General features: G+C 64.2%; 20 protein-coding genes and 2 pseudogenes. 10 read left to right on the forward strand and 12 right to left on the reverse strand.

Features of this window, described 5'->3' with window-relative positions; all coding sequences use genetic code 11:
- Positions 1-131 precede the first annotated feature (131 nt).
- Positions 132-1,310 (reverse strand): TetR/AcrR family transcriptional regulator, encoded by a 1,179-nt coding sequence (locus HYG77_RS31560; RefSeq protein ID WP_208963628.1) that lies wholly within the window; start codon positions 1,308-1,310, stop codon positions 132-134.
- Between the two features lie 164 nt (positions 1,311-1,474).
- On the opposite strand from HYG77_RS31560, the gene HYG77_RS31565 reads away from it, so the two are divergent.
- The gene (locus tag HYG77_RS31565) at positions 1,475-2,431 is read left to right on the forward strand and encodes a nitronate monooxygenase (RefSeq protein WP_208963629.1); all 957 of its coding nucleotides are present in this window, start codon (positions 1,475-1,477) and stop codon (positions 2,429-2,431) included.
- Here HYG77_RS31565 and HYG77_RS31570 read toward each other — a convergent pair.
- The 3 genes from HYG77_RS31570 to HYG77_RS31580 form a co-directional block, all read right to left on the reverse strand.
- On the reverse strand, positions 2,424-3,050 hold the full coding sequence (locus tag HYG77_RS31570; RefSeq protein ID WP_208964220.1) for a TetR/AcrR family transcriptional regulator: 627 nt from the start codon (positions 3,048-3,050) through the stop codon (positions 2,424-2,426). The two genes, HYG77_RS31565 and HYG77_RS31570, sit on opposite strands and share 8 nt — an antisense overlap.
- Positions 3,051-3,138: 88 nt before the next feature.
- The gene (locus tag HYG77_RS31575; RefSeq protein ID WP_208963630.1) at positions 3,139-5,289 is read right to left on the reverse strand and encodes a 3-hydroxyacyl-CoA dehydrogenase NAD-binding domain-containing protein; all 2,151 of its coding nucleotides are present in this window, start codon (positions 5,287-5,289) and stop codon (positions 3,139-3,141) included.
- Positions 5,290-5,306: 17 nt separating this feature from the next.
- On the reverse strand, positions 5,307-6,518 hold the full coding sequence (locus tag HYG77_RS31580; RefSeq protein WP_208963631.1) for an acetyl-CoA C-acetyltransferase: 1,212 nt from the start codon (positions 6,516-6,518) through the stop codon (positions 5,307-5,309).
- 179 nt (positions 6,519-6,697) lie between these two features.
- On the opposite strand from HYG77_RS31580, the gene HYG77_RS31585 reads away from it, so the two are divergent.
- The 4 genes from HYG77_RS31585 (at position 6,698) to HYG77_RS31600 (ending at position 13,776) form a co-directional block, all read left to right on the forward strand.
- Positions 6,698-7,744 carry an LLM class F420-dependent oxidoreductase gene (locus HYG77_RS31585; RefSeq protein WP_208963632.1) on the forward strand — a complete coding sequence of 349 codons (1,047 nt, stop codon included), beginning with the start codon at positions 6,698-6,700 and terminating at the stop codon, positions 7,742-7,744.
- Positions 7,745-8,015: 271 nt separating this feature from the next.
- Positions 8,016-9,347: a bifunctional lytic transglycosylase/C40 family peptidase gene (locus HYG77_RS31590; protein WP_208963633.1), complete on the forward strand. Its 1,332-nt coding sequence runs from the start codon at positions 8,016-8,018 to the stop codon at positions 9,345-9,347.
- 229 nt (positions 9,348-9,576) lie between these two features.
- A complete protein-coding gene (locus tag HYG77_RS31595; RefSeq protein ID WP_159928936.1) occupies positions 9,577-10,179 on the forward strand; it encodes a TetR/AcrR family transcriptional regulator in 603 nt (200 codons plus the stop codon).
- A 222-nt stretch (positions 10,180-10,401) separates the two neighbouring features.
- Complete coding sequence (locus HYG77_RS31600; protein ID WP_208963634.1) at positions 10,402-13,776, forward strand: serine/threonine-protein kinase; 3,375 nt, start codon at positions 10,402-10,404, stop codon at positions 13,774-13,776.
- Between the two features lie 118 nt (positions 13,777-13,894).
- Here HYG77_RS31600 and HYG77_RS31605 read toward each other — a convergent pair whose 3' ends face one another.
- The 3 genes from HYG77_RS31605 to HYG77_RS31615 all read right to left on the reverse strand — a co-directional run bounded on the left by HYG77_RS31605 (position 13,895) and on the right by HYG77_RS31615 (position 15,682).
- Positions 13,895-14,266, reverse strand: a complete 372-nt coding sequence (locus HYG77_RS31605) for a multidrug efflux SMR transporter (RefSeq protein ID WP_208963635.1) — start codon at positions 14,264-14,266, stop codon at positions 13,895-13,897.
- Positions 14,267-14,271: 5 nt separating this feature from the next.
- Positions 14,272-14,586: an SMR family transporter gene (locus HYG77_RS31610; protein WP_159928930.1), complete on the reverse strand. Its 315-nt coding sequence runs from the start codon at positions 14,584-14,586 to the stop codon at positions 14,272-14,274.
- Positions 14,587-14,749: 163 nt separating this feature from the next.
- On the reverse strand, positions 14,750-15,682 hold the full coding sequence (locus HYG77_RS31615; RefSeq protein ID WP_236603653.1) for an alpha/beta hydrolase: 933 nt from the start codon (positions 15,680-15,682) through the stop codon (positions 14,750-14,752).
- A gap of 502 nt (positions 15,683-16,184) precedes the next feature.
- On the opposite strand from HYG77_RS31615, the gene HYG77_RS31620 reads away from it, so the two are divergent.
- Positions 16,185-16,427, forward strand: a complete 243-nt coding sequence (locus tag HYG77_RS31620) for a DUF3263 domain-containing protein (RefSeq protein WP_208963636.1) — start codon at positions 16,185-16,187, stop codon at positions 16,425-16,427.
- Positions 16,428-16,715: 288 nt separating this feature from the next.
- On the opposite strand, the gene HYG77_RS31625 is transcribed toward HYG77_RS31620, so the two are convergent.
- Together HYG77_RS31625 and HYG77_RS31630 are read right to left on the reverse strand one after the other, a co-directional pair.
- Complete coding sequence (locus HYG77_RS31625) at positions 16,716-16,979, reverse strand: hypothetical protein (RefSeq protein ID WP_208963637.1); 264 nt, start codon at positions 16,977-16,979, stop codon at positions 16,716-16,718.
- Positions 16,980-17,289: 310 nt separating this feature from the next.
- Positions 17,290-17,466 (reverse strand): hypothetical protein, encoded by a 177-nt coding sequence (locus HYG77_RS31630; protein ID WP_208963638.1) that lies wholly within the window; start codon positions 17,464-17,466, stop codon positions 17,290-17,292.
- Positions 17,467-17,698: 232 nt separating this feature from the next.
- On the opposite strand from HYG77_RS31630, the gene HYG77_RS31635 reads away from it, so the two are divergent.
- The 4 genes from HYG77_RS31635 to HYG77_RS31650 all read left to right on the forward strand — a co-directional run bounded on the left by HYG77_RS31635 (position 17,699) and on the right by HYG77_RS31650 (position 21,955).
- The gene (locus HYG77_RS31635) at positions 17,699-18,199 is read left to right on the forward strand and encodes an N-formylglutamate amidohydrolase (protein ID WP_208963639.1); all 501 of its coding nucleotides are present in this window, start codon (positions 17,699-17,701) and stop codon (positions 18,197-18,199) included.
- 540 nt (positions 18,200-18,739) lie between these two features.
- A complete protein-coding gene (locus tag HYG77_RS40040; protein ID WP_244461429.1) occupies positions 18,740-19,570 on the forward strand; it encodes a hypothetical protein in 831 nt (276 codons plus the stop codon).
- Between the two features lie 985 nt (positions 19,571-20,555).
- Positions 20,556-21,503: a phosphatidylserine/phosphatidylglycerophosphate/cardiolipin synthase family protein gene (locus HYG77_RS31645; protein ID WP_208963640.1), complete on the forward strand. Its 948-nt coding sequence runs from the start codon at positions 20,556-20,558 to the stop codon at positions 21,501-21,503.
- A 203-nt stretch (positions 21,504-21,706) separates the two neighbouring features.
- Complete coding sequence (locus HYG77_RS31650) at positions 21,707-21,955, forward strand: hypothetical protein (RefSeq protein ID WP_244461430.1); 249 nt, start codon at positions 21,707-21,709, stop codon at positions 21,953-21,955.
- Between the two features lie 69 nt (positions 21,956-22,024).
- On the opposite strand, the pseudogene HYG77_RS31655 reads toward HYG77_RS31650, so the two are convergent.
- The 3 genes and pseudogenes from HYG77_RS31655 to HYG77_RS31670 all read right to left on the reverse strand — a co-directional run.
- Positions 22,025-23,273: pseudogene (locus HYG77_RS31655) on the reverse strand (IS256 family transposase).
- A 477-nt stretch (positions 23,274-23,750) separates the two neighbouring features.
- The gene (locus HYG77_RS31660) at positions 23,751-24,092 is read right to left on the reverse strand and encodes a hypothetical protein (RefSeq protein WP_244461431.1); all 342 of its coding nucleotides are present in this window, start codon (positions 24,090-24,092) and stop codon (positions 23,751-23,753) included.
- A gap of 486 nt (positions 24,093-24,578) precedes the next feature.
- Positions 24,579-25,258 (reverse strand): annotated as a pseudogene (locus HYG77_RS31670) (SOS response-associated peptidase); the annotation flags it as partial.
- Between the last annotated feature and the right edge of the window lie 6 nt (positions 25,259-25,264).

Here is a 25,264-nt window from a genome sequence, read left to right on the forward strand (position 1 = left end):
TGTGGTGACCCGCATCACTATTGTCAACGCGGCGAGTTTGAATACTCCCTTGTCAGTGGGTAAGTACCGGAATCGCGCGGGATTGACTCGCGGGCGGTAGTGAATTGCCCTTAACTATGGAGCCGGGAGGGTCAGCCATACAATGCGCGGCGGGCGGCCAGGCGCACACCTTCCTGCACGTTGGGCATGCAGCGCAACCGTACCGTCCTGGATACGTCGTTGACGATTGTCAGAGCAGCGTGAACACGAAATCGCACCTCGGTGTCGTCGAGTTCGGGCCGGGATTCTTCCAGCAGTTGGAACCACTGCCCGACGTAGTCGTGCTGCGCGCTGCGCACAGCGTGTCTTCGGGCGGGTGGAAGGCTGAGTACTTCGGAGGTCAGCACGGCCAGCAGGTCGTAGTGGATCATTGCGAACGCAATGTACGCATCGACCGCGGCGTCCAGAGCCTCCTGGGAGGTGTCCGCGGAGAACAGTGCCTGCGACAGCCCCAACTGGAGCGGTTCCGCGCCCCGGTCGATCACCGCGGCCAGGAGATCGGCCTTCGTATCGAAGTGTCGGTAGACGCTGGCGCTGTGGACCTGCACCGAGGCTGCGATCTCGTCCATCGTGACTGCCTGGTATCCCTTCGCGCCGAACAGTCTGGTGGCCGTGCCCAGGAGTGCCTCGCGGCGGGATGCCGGCGCCATGCCGGCCCGTCCGGGAAGATCGGCGGCCGGTTCAGCTGCACTGTCCAATGGAGCGGCGCCTACGGCCATGGCCATGGTGGCGAGCAGTTCGATCAAACGGCCCGGCAGGATCTCGGTGCGGTGATAGCCCGGGCTGGTCAGAACCGCAAGAATGCACCACGCCAGCAGTTCCGCATCAGCGCCGCTCACCCCCGGCACGGAATGGCCGAGCACTGCGGATAGACGCGACACCACATCATGCAATCGGTCGCGCAGGCCCGCCTGTTGCTCCGGTGGCAGGTGTCGAATCTCGCGATTCCACAGAACTCCGAGGTCACGTCGAGTGCCGGCCGTTTCCGCCAGCCCGTGCAGCAGTGCCGTGAGGTCATCGATTCCGTGCGAGATCAGCAGCTCACCCGCCTGATCGAAGCTCTCGGCCACCGTGCAGGCGAGCAAATCCTGTTTACTCCGAAAGTGCCGGTACAGGGCCCCGGCGGTGATCCCGACGGACGAGGCGATGTCCTCGGTGCCCACATTGTGGTAGCCGCGTTCGGAGAACAGGACGCTCGCGGCGGCCAGGATCTGAGCCCTGCGGTTACGGGGACGCGGAGTGCTCGTGAGCCGAGCCCGCCTCGGGCGCATTAGTTCGTCGATGCTCCCCGCTCCCTTCGACGCATTTAATGTGGCTTGAGATTTACTTACGGGGGTTGTAGCTTGATTTTCAACCTAGCATGCGCGATCGACGCTCTCTCCGCATTTACTTAGGCGCCCATCCTGCCTCTCGTGCTTCTCGCAAGGAGACTGACGTGTCCATTTCCGAAGCGTTGGCGAATCGATTGACCGTTCCGTTGATCGCCGCCCCGATGACGGAGGTCTCCGGCCCCGACCTGGTCATCGCGGCGTGCCGCGAAGGCGTCGTGGGATCCGTGCCCGCCCACAATGCGGCCACCACCGGCGAACTCGACCACTGGCTCACCCGCATCGAGACGGCCCTGAGCGAGGTTCCGAGGGCTGCGCCCTTTGCGCCGAACCTCGTGGTGCACCGATCGAATCGGCGACTGCGGGAAGACCTAGCGTGCCTGGTGGACCACGGCGTAGAACTCGTCATCACCAGTGTCGGGTCCCCCGAGCCCGTTATTGCCCCGCTGCGCGCGATCGGGTGCCAGGTCTACGCCGACGTCGCGACGTTGCAGCATGCGGAGCGGGCCATCGCCTTGGGCGTGGACGGGTTGGTGCTCCTGACCGCGGGTGCCGGAGGCCAGACGGGCTGGGCGAACCCGTTCTCCTTCGTCCGCGCCGTCCGCGCGCGATTCGACGGCACCATCGTTCTGGCCGGCGGTATCAGTGACGGCGTGGCCTTGCATGCAGCCCAGGTACTCGGCGCCGACCTCGGATACATGGGAACGAAGTTCATCGCCACCGAAGAAAGTCAGGCCGACAACGACTACCGGCGTGCGCTGGTCGAGGCGAGCCTCGATGACATCGTGCTCTCGACGCAGGTAGGTGGCATTCCGGCGAGCTTGCTCAAGTGCTGGGTCGATCTGCAGGCCGGGGGCACCACGGCCGGGCCTCCCGAACCGGACGGCTTCCGCCAAGACCGGCTCCTCAGTAACCGCACGGCGTGGAGCGGTGGGCACAGCGTCTCGGGCGTGGACGCAGTCCTTCCGGTCGCCAGGCTCATCGAGAAGACCGCCCGGGAATACCACGAGTCCCGCGCCAGGTCGATGGCGCGGGATGACTCCGGAGTGCGGGCCGTCACGTAAGCAGTTCTCGCGCCACCAGTTTCCACTCCTGCAGGTGCGGGTCGGTGGCAGGATCGCGTGGATCGAGCGCGTAGGTCAGCGCGGTACCCCGCATCGAGGTGTTGAGTTGTTCGCGCACCAACTCGTAGCGGGGGCGTGCGCACAACTCGCGTCCGAAGAACGCGTCGGTCGTCTCTCTCACAAGATGACCCAGACGGCGTTCCTGCGGCAGCAGCGCTTCACGCAACTTATCGTTGGCGCGGGAGGCCAGCCACAACTCGGTCGCTGCCCAGAAGTACGGCTGGTGGAAGGTGGGCCACATGATCTCGACTGCCCAGTCGATGCGCTCCGCGGGATCTTGCGGCCAATCCTCGCGGTGCCGCATGTCCTCCATCCGCGCCGTCGCGAGATGTTGGACGGCGGCCACGAGCAGTGCTTCGCGTGAGGGAAATTGGTGTAGGAGTCGGCCACGGGAGACTCCGGCCTCCTGTTGGATCCGCAACGTGGTGGCGGCGGAGTAGCCGTCCCGGAACAACACCGCCACGGCGGCGTCGAGTATCTGCCTGCGCGTGATCGCCGTCCGTTCTTGCTGGGTGCGCTTGACCGAGGCGTCACTGATCGACACCGACATCAGCTCCATCCGTTCGGAGAAAAGGGCCCTCAACGGGCCTCAACGGGGTTGGCACCACTGCCCACAGTGGTGCCAACCCCGATCGTAAATGACGCCGTTACTCGTAGGTCTCTCCACGTTCGGCCTTGGCCACCAGTGAGGCGGGCGGCTCGAAACGAGTGCCGTACCGGGACGCGAGTACGCGTGCTCGCTCGACGAACGCCGCGATCCCACCCGGGTAGCCGTTGATGTACTGGAGGACGCCTCCGGTCCACGCCGGGAACCCGATACCGAGCAGGGATCCGACGTTGGCGTCGGCAACCGAGGTCAGTACCCCTTCGTCGAGGCAGCGAACCGATTCGAGGGACTCGACGAAAAGCATCCGTTCCTTGAGATCGTCGAACGGGATCTCGGTGTTCCCCGACTGGAATGCGTCGCGCAGCCCCGGCCAGAGGCCGACGCGGCTGCCCGACTCGTCGTACTCGTAGAAGCCGCCACCGGTCGACCGACCGCGACGATCGAGTTCCTCGACCAGCCGGTCGAGGACGGCCTCCGATCCGTGCTCGACCCAGACGCCGCCGTCCGCCTCGACCGCCGCACGGGCTTCCTGCCGAATCTTGCGTGGCAGGGTCAATGTCAGCTCGTCGAGCAGTTGCAGCGGGGGTGCGGGATAGCCGGCCTGTGCCCCCGCTTGCTCGATGATCACCGGTTCGATTCCCTCCCCGACCGCGGCGGCCGCCTCGTCGAGGAACTTGGTGATCACGCGGCTGGTGAAGAAGCCGCGGCTGTCGTTGACCACGATCGGGGTCTTCTTGATCTGCTGCGCGAAATCGAAAGCCTTCGCCAACGTTGCCGGTGCTGTGTGTGCGCCAACGATGATCTCGACCAACGGCATCCGTTCGACCGGGGAGAAGAAGTGCACACCGATGAAGTCTTCCGTACGGTCGACGCCTTCGGCCAGCGTGGTGATCGGCAGCGTCGACGTATTCGAGCCCAGCACCGCGTCGGGGGCGACGACGTCCTGGATCGACTTGAAGACCGCCTGTTTGACTTCCACGCTCTCGAAGACCGCTTCGACGACGAAGTCGACATTCGCGAAGTCGGCCGGATTGTCGGTCGGGGTGATGCGGGTGAGCAGCGCGGTGGACTTCTGCTCGGTCGTTGTTCCACGAGCGAGGGCCTTGGACTCCAGCTTTTCGGCGTAGGCCTTTCCTTTTCGAGCCGACTCGATCGAGACGTCCTGGAGCACGACGTCGATTCCTGCCTTCGCCGAGACGTAGGCCACCGCAGCGCCCATCATCCCGGCGCCGATCACGCCGACCTTCCGCGCCGCGAACTTGGGATGCCCCTCCGGCCGGCTTCCGCCGGCTTTGATCCTCTGCAGGTCGAAGAACTGGGCCTTGATCATGTTCGTCGACACCTGACCGGTGACGAGGCCGACGAAGTAGCGTGTCTCGATCTGTGCCGCCGTGTCGAGGTCGACCAGTGCGCCCTCGGCGGCGGCGGCGACGATCGCCCGTGGCGCCTCGAGGGGTGCTCCGGCCACGGTACGGCGCAGATTCGCCGTCACCGCCGGGTTGAGTGCGGTACCGCCGGGGATCCGGAACCCCTTCCGGTCCCACGGCTGTACACCGCCATCCGGGTTGTCCTGGATCCACTTCTTGGCGGCGGGAATGAGTGCGTCGGCGCTGGCCACCAGGTCGTCGACGAGGCCGAGCGTCTTTGCTGCCGCGGGACTGAACGTCTTCCCGGTCAATAGCAGGCTCGTCAGTGCCTTCTCGAGTCCCAGCATGCGAACGGTCCGGGTGATTCCGCCGACACCGGGTAGCAGACCGAGCGTGACTTCGGGCAGTCCGAAGATCACCGATTTCGAATCGACCGCGATGCGGTGGTGGGTGGCCAGCGTGATCTCGAGGCCACCGCCGAGGGCTGCGCCGTTGACTGCTGCCACGACCGGACGGCCCAGGGTCTCGAGTCGGCGGAACTGGGCCTTGATCCCGTTGGCGAAGTCCGTGAACCTGACCGCGTCCTGTGCGGTGGCCCGGACCAGGTCGTTGAGGTCGCCGCCGGCGAAGAAGGTCTTCTTCGCCGACGTGATCACGACGCCGGTGACGGATTCCCGCTCCGTCTCGAGGCGGTCGAGGATCGTGCCCATGGACTCGACGTACTGGGAGTTCATGGTGTTCGCGGACTGGCTCGGGTCATCGAGGGTCAGCAGCACGATTCCGTCCGAATCCTGCGACCAGGTAATGGTTGATGTTGCGCTCATGTTGTTGCCGTTGCCTTTCAGACTCGCTCGATGATGGCTGCGATACCCATTCCGCCACCGACACACAGGTTGATCAGCGCGCGCCGGTCGCCGCGCCGCTCCAACTCGTCGACAACAGTTCCGACGAGCATCGCGCCGGTCGCCCCCAACGGGTGTCCCATGGCGATCGCACCGCCGTTCACGTTGAGCTTCTCGTCCGGAATCGCCAGATCCTTCTGGAATTTCAGGACCACCGACGCAAACGCCTCGTTCAATTCGAACAGGTCGATGTCGTCGACGGTGAGTCCGGCGACATCGAGGGCCTTCAGCGCCGCCGGGGTGGGGGCGGTGAGCATGATCGTGGGGTCGGCCCCGGTGACAGCCGTCGCGACGATCCGGGCTCGGGGTGTGAGGCCGAACCGTTTGCCGGCCTTCTCGTTGCCGATCAGCACCAGGGCGGCGCCGTCCACGATGCCGGAGCTGTTGCCGCCGTGATGGACGTGGTTGATCCGCTCCACCGACGTATACTTCTGCAGTGCAACAGCATCGAATCCGCCCTGCTGGCCGAGTGCGGCGAAGGAGGGCTTCAGTGAGGCCAGTGACTCGGCGGTGGTACCGGGGCGGCGGTGTTCGTCGTGATCGAGCAGGGGGACACCGTTGAAGTCTTTCACCGGAACGACCGACTTGGCGAAGTAGCCACCGGTCCAGGCGGTCTCGGCGCGGGCCTGCGAGCGGGCCGCGTAGGTGTCGACGTCCTCGCGACTGAATCCCTCGATCGTGGCGATCAGATCCGCGCCGATGCCCTGCGGAGCGAAGTGGAGATCGTATGCGGTCGTCGGGTCGTTGAAGAGGGCACCGCCGTCACTGCCCAGCGGTACCCGCGACATGGACTCGACACCGCCGGCGATGACGAGATTTTCGAATCCCGACCGCACCTTCTGTGCAGCGATATTCGTTGCCTCGAGGCCTGATGCGCAGAATCGGTTGATCTGCAGGCCGGCCACGGTCAGAGGCAGGCCGGCTACCAGGGCGGCGGCCCGGGCGATATCGCCGCCCTGCTCGCCGACCGGGGAGACCACACCGAGCACAATGTCGTCGATGTACCCCAAATCCAGGTCCGGAAACCGTGCGCGCAGTTCGTCGATCAGGCCCACCACGAGGTCGATCGGTTTCACCGAGTGCAGACTCCCGTTCTTGCCCTTACCGCGAGGCGTGCGAATCGCCTCGTATACATATGCCTCTTCAGACAAGGCAACTCTCCTCGAATCGTGAACGAATCCCCTGGGGAGGCAATTTTTGAGATGCGCGGAGCCACAGAGGACGGAAGTGAAGAACCTGCGATCGGCTACTGTCGCCGACCGTTCGCTCACGGTATCGTCCAACCAACATCCGGTCAACCCTGACTGGATATTGGAGCGTAGGAGTTCGAATGCTGATCGACGGCAATATCGGCGGGTCCATCGACGGGACGGGAGGTGCGAACCTCGACGACATACGCGAGCAGGTGGAACTGGCCGAGCAGGCCGGCTTCGACGGGGTGTGGTCGACGGAGGTCAGCCGCGACCCCTTCCTGCCGCTCCTCCTCGCCGCAGAGAACGCGCCCCGACTCCACGTGGGCACCGCGATCGCAGTAGCATTCGCACGCAGCCCCATGACGCTGGCCACGGTCGCCAACGACATGCAATCCTTCAGCTCGGGGAGATTCACACTCGGACTGGGCTCACAGATCAAGCCGCACATCGAGCGTCGGTTCAGCATGCCCTGGTCCGCGCCGGCGCCGCGGATGCGGGAATTCGTCAATGCGCTCCGCGCCATCTGGGACAGCTGGCAGAACGACACACCCCTCGACTTCCGAGGCGATTTCTACAGCCACACCCTGATGACACCGATGTTCCGACCTCCGCGTAACGAATTCGGCCCTCCCCAGGTGATAGTCGCCGCGGTGGGCCCGCAGATGACGTCCGTCGCCGCCGAGGCCGCGGACGGGATGCTCGTGCACGGCTTCACCACGGAACGATATTTGCGGGAAGTGACCGTGCCGCAGATCGAATCGGCGCTCGCCAAGGCCGGAAAGACCTTCGAGGATTTCACATTGTCCTATCCCGGACTCGTCGTCACCGGATCTGATGAACGGCAGTTCGAGGAAGCGGCAACCGCGGTGCGCAAACAGATCGCGTTCTACGGGTCCACGCCGGCGTACCGGGCGGTCCTCGACCTCCACGGTTGGGGTGACCTGCAGACCGAGCTCCACCGGCTGTCCAAGCTCGACGACTGGGAGTCGATGACACGGCTGATCGACGACACCGTCCTGCGCACCTTCGCGGTCGTCGGCGAGCCCGAGGCGGCCGCGGCCGAGATATCACGCCGCTTCGGCGACATCATCGACCGATTCACCCTGTACACCCCCTACGGCCTCGACGCGGCGACACGGGGCGCTGTGGTCTCCGGAGTGCACAATCGGCATACCACTCCCTGATCCGCGACGGTGGAGCTCGTCCGTGGCGATCGCGCCGGTGAGGTCGGCGAGGCCATCGCGACTTCTTCGGCGTCCTGGCCGTTGAGCGGTCGAGGTCGATTCGACAAGCGCGGCTCGGCTGCAGGCGAAGTACCGGTACGACACCGTGGGAATCTCCCTAAAGGTGGACCCTTATCCCCAAATGGTGTGAGGAACATGATCGCCCGGTCGGCGAGACTTGAATCACATCAGAGGTCTTCACACGGTTGGGTCACAGTACGGGAGGAAGTAGATGTCGGTTGATCCTTCGGCGATCATCGTCGCAGTCGCCACAGCATTCGGCGGCGCGATACACGGATCGGAGGCCCCTCCCGCCTTGAAAGACTATGGCACCCAACAAGTACAACAGATCACCGATGCCGCACCCGCGATCGGGCAACAGGTCAACGACGCCGTCGAGCAGCTACCGCCCGAGGCGCAAGGCGCAGCACAACAAGTAATTACCGATACCGCGGATGCAGTCCAGGAAGCGATAGAAACCTACACGCCACCACCCGAGAGCGCCTCTCCCCCACCGGAGACCACCGGCAACACCACCGGCGAGATTCCTGTCACCGAACCCGAACCCGATGGGACAATCCCCGAATACGGGGACACCGTTGAACGATTCGACTCGACGCCGCTTGCCGTCTCGGAGATCTCCCACCTCCCCACCGTGTCCGACGCCTCCACCCGGACGGCCTCACAGCTGGGGGCGATTGCAGTATTCGTCCCCTGGTTTCAGAAGGCAGGAAGTATCTGCGACGGCATCAAGGCTCCTGTCCTGGCGGCCTTGTACTCGGCGGAAAACAACTTCCGATACGGCGCCTCGGCGCCCGTGTCTCCGGATGGCGCCCGTGGTCCCGGCCAGTTCATGCCCGGCACCTGGGCAAAGTACGGGCGGGACGCCGACGGCGACGGAAAGGCGGACGTGCTTGCTGTCGGCGACTCGGTCATGGCGTCCGGGCATCTGCTCTGCGACATGTACGAGGAGATCGATTCTTGGAAGCAGGCCGGCATCGTCTCAGGTGACGTGCTGGACCTGACGCTCGCCGGATACAACGCCGGCGTGGGAGCGGTCCGCCGATCGGGCGGAATGCCCTCGGGGCTTCCTGATTACGAGAATCAGACAAAGCCCTACGTGGCGAAGATCCGGGCAGCCGAATCCAGGTTCGCGTCGATCCTCGCTCCCGGGTCCGGAGACTGGGGAGGGGTCGGCGGCAGGATCGTCGAGGCCGCACTGCGTTATCTCGGTCTCCCCTACGTCTGGGGCGGCGGCAACGTGAACGGGCCCTCCGGTGGCGGTTTCGACTGTTCCGGACTCACCTCCTACGCCGTACACGCCGCAACCTCAGAAGGTGTATCGCTACCTCGCACCTCCGAAACCCAATGGAACATCGGCACCGAGATTCCCGTTGCCGACGCCAGACCAGGCGACCTGCTGTTCGGCAACTGGGGCCCGGCCGGCCCCGGGCACGTGGCAATCTACCTCGGCAACGGCAAAATGGTGCACGCTCCCACCACAGGCGACGTCGTTCGTATCGCGCCCGTGTTCGACGAGATGAAGGCTCGGCGAGTGGTGTGAGTCTGCGTCGACCAGCGCTGCTGTTCGGAGTCGCCACTTCATCCGGTACAGCAAAACCGACATTGCCGCACCCGGGATCTGCATCCGCCGCGGATTCGACCACACCGCGGAGCACGCATCTGCCGCACCGCGGAGACAGCGCGATCATCGACTCGGGGAATGCGGGTGTGGCAGACGAGTTCGACGATCCCTGCGGCCTCGCACGGTCGCACCGGGAAGGAGCGGATTCATGACGACCGTACGTCCCGCTCAGGGCCCCGGCCGACCCGGTTACGACCTCGATTCCCTCCTCGCCGTCACCGTGAAGGTCTTCAACGACAGGGGTTACGAGGGCACCAGCATGGAGGCCTTGGCCGAGCGGCTGGGAATCACGAAGTCGTCGATCTACCATCACGTGTCAGGCAAGACCGAACTGCTCGAGAGAGCGTTGGCGCGAGCACTCAACGCGCTCTTCGCCCTCACCACCGAACAGCAGGCCACCAGCGGCCGACACATCGACCGCCTCGAGTACCTCGTCCGGCGCACCGCCGAGATCCTGGTCGCAGAACTGCCCTACGTCACCCTCCTGCTGCGCGTTCGTGGGAACACTCCCGTGGAACGCCGCGCCATCGCCCGTCGACGGGAATTCGATCTCTTTGTACGCGACCTCGTCGTCGGGGCCGCGGAGGAGGGAGACCTCCGGCCAGGCATGGATCCCGCGCTCACCGGCCGCCTTGTGTTCGGCATGATCAACTCGCTCATCGAGTGGCACCGGCCGCGAGCTGGAGGATCAGCCGAGGATCTCGCCGAGGCAGTCCTACGCCTGACCTTCGAGGGAATGCGCCGTCGGTAGCGGCTGACAAGATGGGATCTGCCGCCACCCCCCTGCTGTCCACTCGGATTTGGGAACAGCACCGAATCGCACTGGGTTAGCATGTGAGTTAAATCACACTGGTTGGAGGTGCGCATGAACCGCTCGCGGGCGGACTTCGCCCCGAATGCCGAGGCCCACAGTCGCGGAACATCCTCTGACCTGCTGCAATAGGGTAGAAGTACATAGAGGATCGAGCCACCGATGGACGAGTTCGACGAAGTCGACCTGCCGAATACTCAGCGCGATGTGAGCCGCGATATCGCCACCGAATTGGAGATGGCCGGACTCGAGAATGCGGAGGAGGTCGGACGCGGAGGATTCGGGGTGGTCTATCGCTGCACCGAGCGTTCCCTCGATCGAACGGTCGCCGTCAAAGTGCTGACCTCCGATGTCGGACCCGACGACCGCACCCGCTTCGTACGAGAACAACGCGCCATGGGCAAACTCTCCAGCCATCCCCACATCGTCCAAATTCTCCACGTCGGCGTCACCACGAACGGCTCCCTCTTTCTCGTGATGCCCTACCACGAACACGGTTCTCTCCAAACCCTGCTTCGGCAGAAAGGCCCCTTCCCGTTGCCCACAGTGCTCGGGATCGGAGTGAAACTGGCCGGGGCTCTGGCGGCCGCTCACCGCGAGGGCATCCTCCACCGTGACATCAAACCCGCCAACATCCTGATCACGGGATACGGCGAGCCGCAACTGACCGACTTCGGCATCGCCCGGATCGGGGGCGATTTCGAAACATCCGCGGGCAGCATCGTCGGTACCCCCGCCTTCACCGCCCCTGAGGTGCTCAAGGGCCAACCTCCGAGTCCCGCGTCCGATGTATACGGTCTCGGTGCGACGCTGTTCTGCCTGATGACTGGACACGCCGCCTTCGAGCGGCGCACCCGGGAAGGGGTGGTTGCCCAGTTCGTGCGGGTCACCAACCAACCGGTCCCCGACCTGCGTGAGCACGGTACTCCCGACGACGTATGCACCGCCATCGAACACGCCATGGCGGGCGACCCCGCCGATCGACCGGCATCGGCCGACGCATTCGGAAACGAGCTTCGAACGGTCCAACTCTTGCACGGGCTGAAGATGGATGCGATGGCGATGCCCGCCGATCCGTTCCGAGCCACCTCGCCCCCGCCCGGAACCGGCGGGGCACACTCGGAGACGACCCCGGCAGCAATCCCGAACACCCCGCCCACCGCCGCCACAAAATTTCGTCCCCCGACCTCGGCTCGGCCGTTGGTCGAGCGCCGACGACTCCTCGAGACCCTCCGCGCCGGCGCTGGGCGGCGCCTGACAGTGATCCACGCGCCCGCAGGTTTCGGTAAGAGCACCCTGGCCTCCCAATGGCGGCACGCTCTCATAGCCGAAGGAATGCCCGTCGCCTGGCTCACCATCGACCGCGATGACAACAACGTCGCCTGGTTTCTGTCGCACCTGGTGAAGGCGATCCACACCGCGCTGCCCACGATCGCGCCCGACCTGGAGCGCATCCTCGAAGATCACTACGAAGATGCCGCGCGCTATGTGCTGCCCACGTTGATCAACGACATCCACGACGGCGGCACCGCGATCTCCATTGTGATCGACGACTGGCACCGAGTGACCTCTTCCGACACTGTGGCGGCAATGGACTTCCTGCTCGAGAACGGATGCCATCACGTCCAGGTGATCGTCGCAACACGATCCCAATCCGGGCTCCCGCTGAGCCTCATGCGAGTACGCGATGAACTCGTCGAGATCGGGCCGACAGCAATGCGATTCGACACCGCCGAATCCAGGGCATTCCTCGTCGACGTCAACGGACTCTCACTCGACGACCAGGAAGTGAGCAGCCTTCGAAGCTCGACCGACGGGTGGGTCGCGGCGCTGCAACTGGCGTCCCTGTCACTACGCGGGCGCAGCGATCGCATGGACTTCATCGCGCATCTTTCCGGAGGCCACCATGCCATCCACGAATATTTGGTGGAGAACGTCCTGAGCACGCTCGAACCGACGATCCTCGAGTTCCTCCTGTCCACCGCCGTCACGGAGAAGACGTGCGGTGACCTCGCCGGCATGCTGACACACGTTCCATCCGGCCAAGAGATGCTCGAGGAAGTCGAACGTCGAGACCTGTTTCTGCAAAGCATCGATGACGACAGGGAGTGGTTCAGGTATCACCACCTCTTTGCCGATCTCCTTCATCGCCGCCTCGAACGCCTCCATCCGGGCCGTCGCGAAGAACTCCACCGGATCGCCGCGCACTGGTTTGCCGACCACAACATGCTCAGCGAGGCTGTCGACAACGCGCTTGCCGCCGGCGACACCGCCCACGCCCTTCGACTGGTCGAGGACGGCGGCATGACACTCATCGAGGACTCGCGGATGACAACCCTCCTCGGCCTGGTCGCCAAACTTCCCCCGAACCTCGCTGTGACAAGTGCCCGACTCCAACTGAACATCGCCTGGGCGAACATACTGATGCAGCGACCACGACAGACGAGAGCTGCACTCGATCTCTTCGATGCCGCACTCACGAACACCGACGTAGACGATGCCGCAATCCACGCCCTTCGCGTCGAAGCTGCCGTCGTCCAAGCATCCGGCAAACTCTTCGCCGATGAGATTGCAGGGGTACAGGAACTCGTCACCGATTGCTTGCACCACCCTGAGACGGTGCGGCCCTTCCTCGCGTCGGGCGCCGGCAGCATCGCTTCCTTCGTGGCCCTCTACACATTCGACTTCGATGCAGCGCGCCGTTGGCAGGACTGGGCCGCCGCATATCATGCGCAAACCAGCGGGCCGTTCAGTGTGATGTACGGATACTGTCTGGCCGGCGCAGCGGCATACGAACAACTCGACATTCCTGCGGCAGAAAACTACTTCCGCTCCGCCGTAGCGATGACCGGGAAATCTGGGGTTCACGCCCATGCGGCTCGACTCGCCGGGGCCCTGCTCGGAGCGCTCCTCTACGAGATGGGCAAGATCGCAGAGGCCGAACAACTGCTGGACGAAAGCTACAAACTCGGTTCCGAGGGCGGCGGCCTGGTGGAGTTCATGCTCGCCACCTACGGCACCGGATCACGGGTCAAAGCCTCACTCCGTCATCATGCGGAGGCAGAAAATCGGCTCGACGAGGGCGCCAGAATTGCCGAATCGCTGCGGCTGCCACGTCTGGCCGCACGGATGGTCAACGAGCGGATCCGCGCAGGGCTTCCCGTCGGCGACGAGATCCGCACGCGGTTGATGGCGTTGAAGGCGTATCGCCCGCAAGCAGACGGGATCGCCACCATCACATCCGAACTCGACGAAGATTCGTCGATAAGACTGCTACTCCGCGGGGGTTCCCCCGAGGAGATCGAGCATGCCTGCGGGCGGGCGAAGGAACTCGTACTCAGCATCGAAAGTCAGGCCAGGCCCCGGGCGCTCATCCGCGCGAAACTGCTGTTGGCGATGTGCTTGTCGGTCGCCGAGCGGTTCGCGGAAGCGCGCACCGCGCTGGCTCCGGTCGCGGCGAAATGCACGGAGCTCGGACTTACCCAAATACTGTTGGACGAGGACGCACGCATCGCCAACCTACTGGCCTCGACCTGACAGCACACACGTAATCGTCCAACCGGAACAATCGGCGAGAAGACCGCCCACGATCGGCTTCCCTCCGCGCGGGATCGCTCGCGCACCATCACAAGGCCCACGCCGTGCGAGATTGAATTCAGTCGCACTCCACCGATTGCGGGGCGACCGCGGACACGGTAGGCCTGGAACCACGATCCGCCTCCATGTTCAAAATGACCACACCGGCCATGATGCATATCAATCCAGCCACTCGTGCGACCGACACAGCATCACCGAACAGCAGCACTCCCACCACCGCAATAGAGGCGGTGCCAATTGCCGACCACAACGCGTACGAGACACCGAGAGAGAGCGATCTGAGCGCCTTCGACAAGCAGAAAAATGAAAGGAGGTATCCAGCGAGAACCCCGACCGTCGGAAGCGGCCGCGTGAACCCGTCAGTTAAGTGAAGACCGGTTGTGGCAAAGATTTCCACGACAACCGCACCCATGAGGTAGAACCAACCCATGGCAACTACCCTCCAAAATTCATCGCGACGATACCGACGATAGTAAGAGCCAGACCGGCAACCTTGCCCCGTGAGAGGCGTTCTCCATGGAAAAGGACGCCGAGTGCAACCACCGCCGCCGTCCCCAGCGCCGACCACAGCGCGTACACAACGCCGATGTCGATCTGCCTGACCGCATTCGCCAACAGAAAGAACGCTCCCCCATAGAGCACCAGCACCGCCGCAGATACCCGAAATCGGGTGAACTCATGCGTGAGCGGCAACATACTCGTAGCCGCAACCTCGAGAACAATCGCTATAACAAGCAACAGCCACGCCATTGAAATCGATTCCCATCCGTCGTGAGGATTTGGCGACCCTTCCACGCAAATCGCCCTGTGCGACTCGTGCCGAAAATGTTGCTCACACAGATCTGCTGTTCACATCGCGCTAGCGATCTGCCCTACAGGACTCAATCCCAGAGCACGCCCGTACCGACTTGTGTCAAGCGATCTCGCGGTCCGAATCGAGAGGGTCAGGTGCGGAATCGCCGCTTCGAACGGTGGTCACCGCGCGAATGAACTCCGCTACGTGCTCAATTGCCCTGCGCGCCTCGGGCAGAAGATCCGCAGCCACATGAAAGACGTGGAACTGGCCGTCCCAGATCTCAAGGGCGACGGGAACCCCGGCATCGGTGAGGCACTCGAACATCAACCGCGCATCGGGATACAGCATGTCTCTGGATCCGACCTGAAGTAGTACCGGCGGGAGCCCGCGCAGGTCTGCATTGACGGGAGACAACGGCAGTCCCGAAACGCCACGAGTACGGCGCTCCACGCGCTCGGTGAGGGCGGTCAGCGCCATCAGCGCAGAACTGGGAAGGATCGGACATCGTGCAGACGCGGGATGCTGCAACTTGACGGTCGGGTCCAAGTCGGTGAGCGGTGATAATGCGACCAGACCGGCCGGCCTCGGCAGATCCAGGTCGGAGAGTGCCAGTGCCACCATGAACGCGAGATATCCGCCAGCGGAATCGCCGGCGATGACGATCTGGCTCGGGGAGAATCCACGTGCAAGCAACCAGCGATAGCCGGCGAGCCCGTCGGCGACGGCGTCCCCTATTGCATGCGTGGGCATCAGTCGGTAATTGACACTGAGCACGCTGGCATCGGCTGACTGCGATATCCGAGAAGCGAGACGACGATGCGTATTGAGGCCACCGGTCAGGAACCCCCCGCCGTGAAGGTAGAGGACCACACTGTGCAGGTCGGCGTTGTGCGCCTGGATCCAATCCGCGTCACAATCCGTCAAACGCACACGACGATGCCCGACCCCATCGAGCGCGGGTAGCACACGTGCGGCCTGGTCAACCACCCGCGCGGCCCAACGTGCGCTCGGAATATGCGCCCACACACCGAGCGCCGGCTTGACGGTCACACGCAACGCGTGTGTCAGGAGCTTTGACTGAATGCTGTTGCCAGGAAAGAAGCTCGAACGTGTCAAGAAATCCGATTCGGTCCCCACCCTCCGTGAGTGGTTCCCTCCCACAACGCCAACCCCCTCCCCGGGCTGTTCCACCGAGCTGACGGCTGACATCGGAACTCCAAACTTCCAGGGATGAACATGCCGGGATTCGAGGCACATAGACCCAAACGCCGTACCAAGACATCTCTCAAGATATGGCTCACGTCACCCGACCGGACTCCCCCTGAGGGGGAAAAACACTCCCCAACAGGGGGATCCTTCCTGCAAGGAGTTGCAGTCCATTCCGCGCGCTGGTGCACTAGACAGATCGAATGGTCTCGCGCACTCGGTAGGAATTTCACACAGCACTCCCTTTCTGGCGACAGTCTGACCGGTTCCGGGCACCCTCCCGAAACACCTCGGTCGGGAAGAATCTCTCCACGTTTGTCCAGGTATGACGGTTGGAGGTAGCACCGTGATCGACGACTCTGCCATCGAAGACATGAGGATCATCGAGTTCGCGCGCCGATGGCTTCCCTACGGCGGTGGCACAACCGGCGACCTTCTGGTCGAGTTCGGCATGACTCCAGCCTGCTACATTGCGAGACTGAACAGCATCCTGGCAGGACCGACATCCAACCAACTCGATCCCATCTTCCGCGACGACCTCCGTCGTTTCGTGTCCTTACGCGCCTCACGGCCCGCCCCGACGGCGTAGAACGGAGCCCGGCAACGGGACATGCCGCGGCGGGGCCGACGGCCGGACCGTGCTGCCCCACATGCACCTCGCTGTCCCGAGCCTGATTCGGCGGTGAGCCGACCGCCGACATCGTCAGCGAGTCCCGCGACTTGTCCCTGACACATCCCGGCGGCTTCGAAACGACATACTCACTGCATCAATGGTTCGCGTCGTGGACAGGGTGTATCAACACCGACCGCTGAGGTCGTTCTCAACGCCAGGAAACGACGAACCGATCGACCGCAGAGAATTGTGCCGGAGAGCCGCCTAAGCGCTCTGTGTTATCTCTCGCCGTCCGGCACTCGATGCCGATGAACTCGACCCCGAAATCTTGACCGCGCACAGTTCGAGCAGACCACGCCTTGTTGCGAATTCGACTCCGTCGAGCGCGCGCGCCATCAGTATGGTCTGGAGACGCCGGTAGAACACTGCAGGGAGGAGTCCGAACTCGGGAAGGATGTGCTCGTCTCCGCCTCCGTAGGGCGCCCAGCGCAGGGCAAAGGTAAGCATGGCGACTTCATCTTGAGTCATGGTCACTCACATTTCGAGAATCAGGTGGACTGCGGAGAACTTGAAGCAAACCACTGCTGAACGCGTGTGACAGTCCCCCTCAGGGTTATCTCTGTACCCCGTTCGAGATATGTTCTGAGTCACAGCAATGACGTGACTCTCAACATCGCCGCAACTGGCGCGTGAAACCTGCTGCCACACAGAATCTGTGCAGCATCGGTCGACAGGAGGGGTGGCGGCCGCGACACGTAGAGGCTGGATGCGCCCGCAACTGTCGGCCGTCGCGTCTGTCGTGGCGAGCGAATAGTTGGCGCAGGTCGTCGCCGTCTGGTCAGTACCGCAGGACCCGAGCCCGGACGTGCGAGTACCGCTCGAGCAGGGCGAGCAACTCCGCGTCGGAAAACCTCATCTCCGGTAGCGGGCGAGCCGCAACCAACGCAGCGTCGGCGGCGATGATTACCGCCCGGTCGAGGCGGCATGGAAAGGGGAAAACGGCCGGGGACGTCATCGCGCACCGACTCGATCACCGCGTCCCCGCCGTCGATGCTCACGATGACGAACTCCGAGGTGACGTCGGTATGCACCTTGACGCGGTCACCCACATTCACCGGCCCAGTCCTTCCGTTAGAGGGGACCTGTCATCACTGCAGTTCAAACCCCGTTCTGCAGGATCGGGCGCCGGTCGGACTAATCGCCGTCACCCCGCAGGGCGGTGTATCGGCGGCCCGTACCCTTGCCCCATGTCCGCTGATCCCGGCAGCATCCGCGCCGACAGCCACCAGGCGCTGCCGAACCTCGCCGTACAGGATGCTTCGGCGGATCCCCACATCATCACAGCCGCGGCGCGCACCGGAACGGACATCGAGCTGCAGATTCACACGTCCATCGCACCGTTCGACGTCGCGGCCGAGGAGTGGTTCCCCGCGGCGACCGGGTTCGCCGTCACGGTCATCGTGCACACCGTCGACGCGCAGACGGGCGCGCCACGGTATCTGCCGCCGGCGGAGCCCGCCGAGTGGGCGCGGGCGATCTTCTCGACCGTCGACTCCGCGCACGGGTACTTCCTCGGCGCCGTCGACCCAGGCACCGGCGGCCATCGACGCGGACAGCTCGCATACCGCCTCTACGTCGACACCGACCGTCAGGCGATTCCCGTTCCTCGTCAGGTGGGCACCTGTCCGCATTACCTGCTATCGGCCATCGACGGCAGAGCCGAGATCACCATTCCCACGACGGCCTGACCCGGCAGGCCGGCCGGTTGCCGGACCACGGTCTGCCAGCGCCGCTTCCTCGGGTGTCCGATCTGCACGCCCTCCGAAGGGTGCGACCTTGAAGTCACGTCGCTGTTGCCTGCTCATTCGGTTCCTCCGTCCGTCTCGATCCGATCCCCTGCCAGTGGCAGCTGGTCGCCGATGCCCTACACATCGAGGACGGCGCCCTGGGGCGGAATCGAGACGGTTGATCCACCCGGGGAGGGCTTGGCACGTGGATACACTTGTGCCACAAGCTCATTGCCACTTCTGAGGCCGACCACGACAGACCTCAGGAATCTCCCGGGTGGGAGCGCGGCGACAAGACTACCAGCGCACCGAAGCCCGGGTCAGGGGACGTGTCATTTCTGCTGGTCAAAGAACAATCCAGCGGCGGATACGACACCACCAGCACTGATGTCGAGCCGGTGCCGGCGGTGCGAGTTCTCCCCCGGCCGGCAAGCTCGGTCGCGGCCGGCCGGCATCACAATCGCCGTCCTACCGGTCCCGTTAAGCGTCGCGGCATGGCGCTTGGACTCATGCGACGCACGCGCGCCCACCCCGTCGAACCCCTCAAACCTCGCTTACGCTGCGTACGAGTTCCGGGAAGCGCTGATTCCGCTGCAGGGCATCACCCCCGACCGCTGCGATGCCGCAGCCACCGCGGCAAGGGACAGAGCACTCGTAGCTGAGGAACGATTCTTAGCAGCTGTCGCTAGTCTCCCCCGCCGCGAGCGCACACTCGCCGGTCACTGGGAGAACGCGGCGGTCATGCGCTACCGGTACGGGCTGGAGGTCTTCGCGCGCGCCGAAGACCTCGGCGCCGACATGCTCGCCCAACTCGCCACCCACCGGCGGCCGTCGTTGCCCGCACTCACCGAACTGTGTGACGCCTGTACCCATGCCCGCACCCTCGACCAGCACCAACGGCCCGAGATGTTCGGGGCGATACCGCGCAGTGCCACCCGACGGCTTCGCACCGCCCCCGCCGACTCGGCCGACGCCGACCACGATCGGGCCATCGAACGGTCCTGCATGGTCGATCAAGCTGAACTCCGGTGGCGGATCCGCCGCGATCTGACAAGTCTTCTCGTCGAGAACGCCATAGCGGGCAACGGAATCACCCGGGAAGCCGAACGCCACCTCGTCCCGTGGCTGAAACTGGCGTCCGAGACCCTCGACAGTCCCATGAGCATCGACGGTCTCGAGGATGTCGCCGCGCAATGGCGCGAGCGCCGCCGGCCCTACATGCTCGCCGCCGCCGATCGGGCCGACGTGATCATCGTCGACCCGATCCCTCGTCAGCGCGCGACCCTGTGGTGGAAGCTCGTCCACGGCGACGAACCGCCGCCGCCGCTGTAAGGCGACACGGTGTGGTCGCCCCGGCCGGAGAGGGAAGCTCCGCGCTGGGGGCGCCTACTCCTCGGCAACAACCGAATCTCAGGAACACCCCCTACGAGATCGCGCCCCTGACGACATCGTCCACTCCAAGGACGAAAAAGTTCGACCCCTCGTTGTGGCGGACGTGACGTAGTTCGCCGAGTCGTCCCTGGTTGCCGCCTTGATCGCCTGGACCGTCACCTGGTCGGGGTCGCGCGCACCGATGCCGATCACGAAGAATTCACGCATGTGGGCTGGCTATCGCTCGTGCACCCTTCCGGTTGTTCCAGCTACCGAAAAGGCGCACGGGCGCGAAGCACCTAAACTAAACACCGTGACTGTGCCGACCCCGTACGAAGACCTGCTCCGCCGAGATCGGTCCTGACACAAGAAAAGCCCCGCCTTGCAGGGCGGGGCACCTTCTCGAAAACCATCCATCCGCGGCTTAGACATCCGGAGGTCCTCCATTCCGACAATACGCGCTACCCGACAGTCCAGCACCGCGCGCCCTCAGGTGCACGTCAACTCTGCCGCACTGTGGCACCGCTGCCTGATGCTTCTGTGCATCGCAGTTGTGTTGTGCGCCATCACCGCTGTGGTTCTCTACTCTCCCGCCCCAGAGGTAGGAGTGAACGTCCTGATCGTTCTCGTCAGCGGAGGAGGGTTGGCCGCTCTCGTGCAGAAGATGATGACCTAACCGTCCCGTAGAACGACGAAAGCCCCCACCCTCGAATGAGAGTGGGGGAGTTCGTTGTGTGTGCCCTTACGGCGTGGCCTTGAACCAGTACGCGGTCGGGAGGTCGACGATGCGCCGGTTCGATGTCTCAGATGGGGACGTGTCATATCCGCAGTTCATCACCACTTTTCGCGAGCACGGCGATGCAATTGGCCTCATGGGCTGCACCATAGGCTCCGGGCCCGAGCCAATAGCGGTACAGCGCATCACGCCCGCGCTACCGTTCTACCTATGGGGACGACATTTCACGGGCCGAGTCCCTGGCCGCACATCACCCGCGCCATTCGCGTGAGGGGGCCGCGCCACGCCGCGATCGCCTACCTGGGCGAGGACGCGCCCACTCTGCTGCCGCTGCGGGCCGGTGATCTCCTCGTCGTGAACGCCTCCCGGGCGGCGGTACGCGCGCATGTGACCTCTCCGATTGCGCTTGCGTACTACGTCGAGGCCGGTGTGAGGGTCCTGTCGTCGCCGAACCTGCACGCCAACGTGATCGCCACCAGTCGGCGGGCGGTCATCGGCTCCGCGAATGCCTCCCACAGCTCGACGATCGCCGATGAGGCCGTAGTCATCACCGACGACCCGGAGGTCGTCGCCGCCGCCCGCACGTTCATCGACGGTATCGACGAGATCACCGAGGTCGATCAGGTGTTTCTCGACAACGCCACCACCGAATGGCAGATCGGTCGGTCGGTGCCGATCCCCGGAGTCGGTGGCCGGGTGCGCGCCGAACTGGATTTCCTTCCTGCGCGGGTGACCCGGATGTTCCTGCGGCACATCGTCGAGTACGAACCCAGCGCCACCGAGCAACAAACATGGGCCACCCAGGCGGGCCGATCCTCAGCCTCCACCGGCGGGCCGGCAGCGACATATCAACTCGAATGGTTCCGCCTCGACGACCGACGTGCCCGCCTCGAGCGTGGCGATGTCCTCATCTTCACCGACGACAACGAATGGATCTACCCCCCGGCGGTCGTGAACTCAGACGCCATCGCGATCCCGCACACCCACAGAGCCTTCGGCCATCTCCTGCTCGTCCGAGCGGACCTGCAGCCGGTCTCGGTTGCGGACGCCGAACAGCAGCTCGCTAATCTCGGGCACCCCAATCCCCGGCTGACCACAGATCACCGGATCATCTCCGCCAGCCTGCGTGCCGCGCTACTCCGACTCTGGAACCTCTGACCTGGATCCGCTGACCCAGCGGCGGATCGGACCATTGAGGACCGGATTTCCAGCTGGCGCGACTACTGTCCGGCTGAGCGACACGCCCGAGCGCGTGCGGGGGTCCTTGGAGAAACCGTCACCTAGCGGATTCACTGGCTTCGCGCCAAACACCGCGCAACTGTCCGACTGAGAAGCTCGTAACAAGAGTGAACAGGAGTGAAATGCCCGAGCAGTCGTGGATCGCTGCCCAAGATCTGTACGACCAGGGATATACGGTCGATGGAGCACGTCAGCTCTTCGGGGAGCCAAAGACAAGCCCCGACGGAACCCTCGGTTGGGAAGATGACTGGATCGACCGCGCAGAAGGAAGGGCCCTCATCCCTGTACTGCCCTTCCTCATCGAACGTCTGCGCGGACATTCCGAGGTGGGAGAGGCTGCTGGCGAGCTGGTCAGGCTCTACGAGGGATAGTGCCCCGTGGAGTGGTGGACTTCGGATCGGCACGCGGTACGCATAGCGATCAACGAGTCGCGGTGAATACTATGCTGTTCCGCTCGAGCCGGTCAACGACAACGCCGGCTCGGTAGCGTGTCCCTTCGCGGCGATCACCGCACGGAGCTCGTCCATGCTCACGTCGGAGACGTAGCGGCGGGTGACCTGCCATTCGTCGTGCTGCTCGATCACCACCGCGGTCGCCAACCGCAAGAACGCGGCCGGGTTCGGGAAGATCTCCACGACATCGGCTCGACGCTTGATTTCCTTGTTCAACCGCTCAATTGGATTGTTGGACCAGATTTTTTGCCAATGCGCCTTCTTCAAACGCGGTGAAGGCGAGCACATCGTGTTTGGCGGCTTCCATCAACGCCGCAACCTTCGGGAACGAACCGGTGAAGGTATCGGTGACCTGGTCCCACTGCGCGGCCACGTCGACCGGATCGGTGTGCGCGAAGATCGTCTTGACCGCCGCCATCACCGGCGGCACATGCTTGGCCGCCACTGCCGATCGGATGTTACGCATGAAATGAACCCGACACCTCTGCCACGATGATCCCGCGAACTGCTGCATCACAGCAGCTTTGAGACCGCTGTGCGCATCGGAGATCACCAGATGCACCCCCGACAGACCACGGTCTTTGAGGCTGGTGAGGAACTCACGCCAGAACTCGTAGGATTCACTGTCGCCGACCGCGGTACCGAGGACCTCGCGGGTGCCGTCGATCGACACCCCGGTCGCGACCACCAACGCCTGGGACACCACGTGCGCACCGACCCGGACCTTACAAAAAGTGGCATCGAGGAACACGTACGGAAAGCTCGTGTGCGTCAGGGTGCGCTCCCGGAACCGGGCGATCTCGGTATCGAGACCGGCGCAGATCCGCGAGACCTCCGACTTCGAGATTCCGGATTCGACCCCCAATGCACCGACCAGGTCATCGACGCTGCGAGTCGAGACCCCGTGCACATACGCCTCCATCACGACCGCGTACAGGGCTTTGTCGATCCGCCGGCGCCGTTCCAGCAAGGATGGGAAGAACGACCCGGACCGTAGCTTGGGGATCTTGACCTCGACATCGCCGCTGGTCGTGGAGACGGTCTTGGTGCGGTGGCCGTTGCGGTGGGTGGTGCGGGTAGCGGTGCGTTCGTAGCGGCCGGCGCCGAGCTTGTCGGTGGCTTCGGCTTCGATCAAGGCCTGCAGGCCGGCGCGGATCAGTTCGGCGAACACGCTGGCGCTGTCGGCGCCGGTGAGTGCGTCGAGTTGGGCGAGCAGTGCAGAATGGTCGTGGGTCATCGCGTAGCTCCTGGTAACGAGTCACTGTGAGAGGTAACTCGTTGATCACTACGCGATGGCCCACCCTTTTCGAGGGAGCGACACGCCCGGACCTGGCCGGACGCCCTCAGCCGATTCCCACCACTCCCTGGGACTTACCCCTACGAGGAGCTCAATCGTCGAGTAGGAACTGCGGGTGCTCCCGATCCGCTACATCACCATGAAATCTCCGAAGATGAGCTGGTAGAGCTGGGAAATGACCGCGACGCCCTCAATGCGATCTATGGGTCGCCGCACCGTTGGACACAAAAGCCTGTGGTCGAGGGCGATCCGGTTCCGTTCATTTCGCAGGAACGAAGCCGGTTCGGAGATGGCGCGCGATTGGTCGGAAGTCGGGAGCTCCGGTGGTGGCTCAAGAGTGCAGTGAGCGAAGTGACGAACAAAATGAAGTGAGACACTCGCACTCACCTTGGATGTGGCCCATGCCCGTATACGGGCCTACTTCGAGGACAGCCACAGCCGGAACGCTTCGGCCGTCGCTGCCTGCATAGTCGTTCCACGGGTGGCTACTTCGATTTTCACCTGCCGCAGCAGTTCGGGGTCCACCCGCGCGGAGAACTGCAGGTGTTTCGCAGCGCCCGCGGCCGGCGTAGCGGACTCGGCCGGAGTCTGCGGTATGCGGGAATCTGAATCACCATCGGGGACCGCATGCGACACCGTGCTGTCGAACGCTCCCGCGGGTTGGTCCTTGGACATCGTCATCTCCCGTTCGGCAACAGGCGGCGGTGTTTCAGCCGGATGCGGGGCCGGGCTGATCCGGCCCATGTTCGTCTCGCTCATCACCGGCCATTGTTCCGGTACGTCCGGGGACCTCGATTCGCACCCCACGGCACCCACCGCCACCACAATCGGTCACTGCGCCCCGGCGAGCCGGTTGCTGCGAAATGCAGTGCCCCCAGCACCCGGGTGGGTGCTGGGGCGCTGGCGTGTGACCGATTCAGGAGAGGTTGAGCGGTGTGTACGGGGGCGGGGGCGGCGGGGTGTACTGGCTGATCGGGACGCCGCCGATGATGCCGAACTGGTCGAGGTCCATGCGGAACACGACCAGTGCTCAGGGTCCCATTCGTAGATGCCGAAGCCGTTCTCGGTGTGCTGCGGCACCACGGTGTCTGTGGGCTCGGCCTGGTTGTCGATGCTGCTCTGCGCCCCTCCGCCACGCTCCATCCTTTACAACGTGGCATTGTTATGTTGCAACCCGGGGCGTGGTCCCGGCGGGTCGGGGTAACGCGAGCCTGCCGTGGAGTCAGGCCACGGGTTCGAGCAGGTGGGGCCGTTGTTGCGCGGGGAATTCACCGCGGTACTGACCTCGTAGGTCTGCAGGACCGGATCGGGTACCGACGCGAGTAGCGCCTGGACGTCGTCCTTGTCGGTGAGGGCCGGGTCGAGCCAGTGCTCCTGGAACGTGGCCGGCAACACCACCGGGCAGCGGTCACGGATGCGTCCGAGCGCATCCGTGGCCGGCCGGGTCAAGATGGTCGCCGTCCACAACCAGGCGTTCGGGTCGTCCTCGGGCAGCGCACGGTCGCGCCACAGCTCGTACAGGCCGGCCATCGCGAGCACCCCGTCGCCGTGCAAATAATGTGGGACTTCATCCCGTCGCGTTTCTCCCACTCGAAGTACCCATCGGCGGGCAATAGGCACCGCCGTTTCGAGGCCGCGGCCCGAAACGAGGGGCGTTCGGTCACCGACTCCGAGCGTGCGTTGATCAGGCGGCTGAGCTTGGCTTGTTTCGACCACGAGGGCACCAATCCCCAGGTCAGCGTCTTGAGCTGTGTGACCGGTGTCGCGTCCGGCTCGTCCCGGGGTGCCCGTTCTAGGACCGCCCGGATCTGCTGGGTCGGGGCGATGTTGTAGGACGGGTGCAGCTCTTCACCGACGACCTCGTCGGCGTGGAAGGTCGAGCGCAGTTCCTTGTCCGTGGTGGTAGTGGCGTAGCGGCCGCACACGTTCAT

The sequence above is a fragment of the Rhodococcus sp. ZPP genome (genome assembly GCF_017656075.1).
GTDB classification, from domain to species: Bacteria; Actinomycetota; Actinomycetes; order Mycobacteriales; family Mycobacteriaceae; genus Rhodococcus_F; species Rhodococcus_F oxybenzonivorans.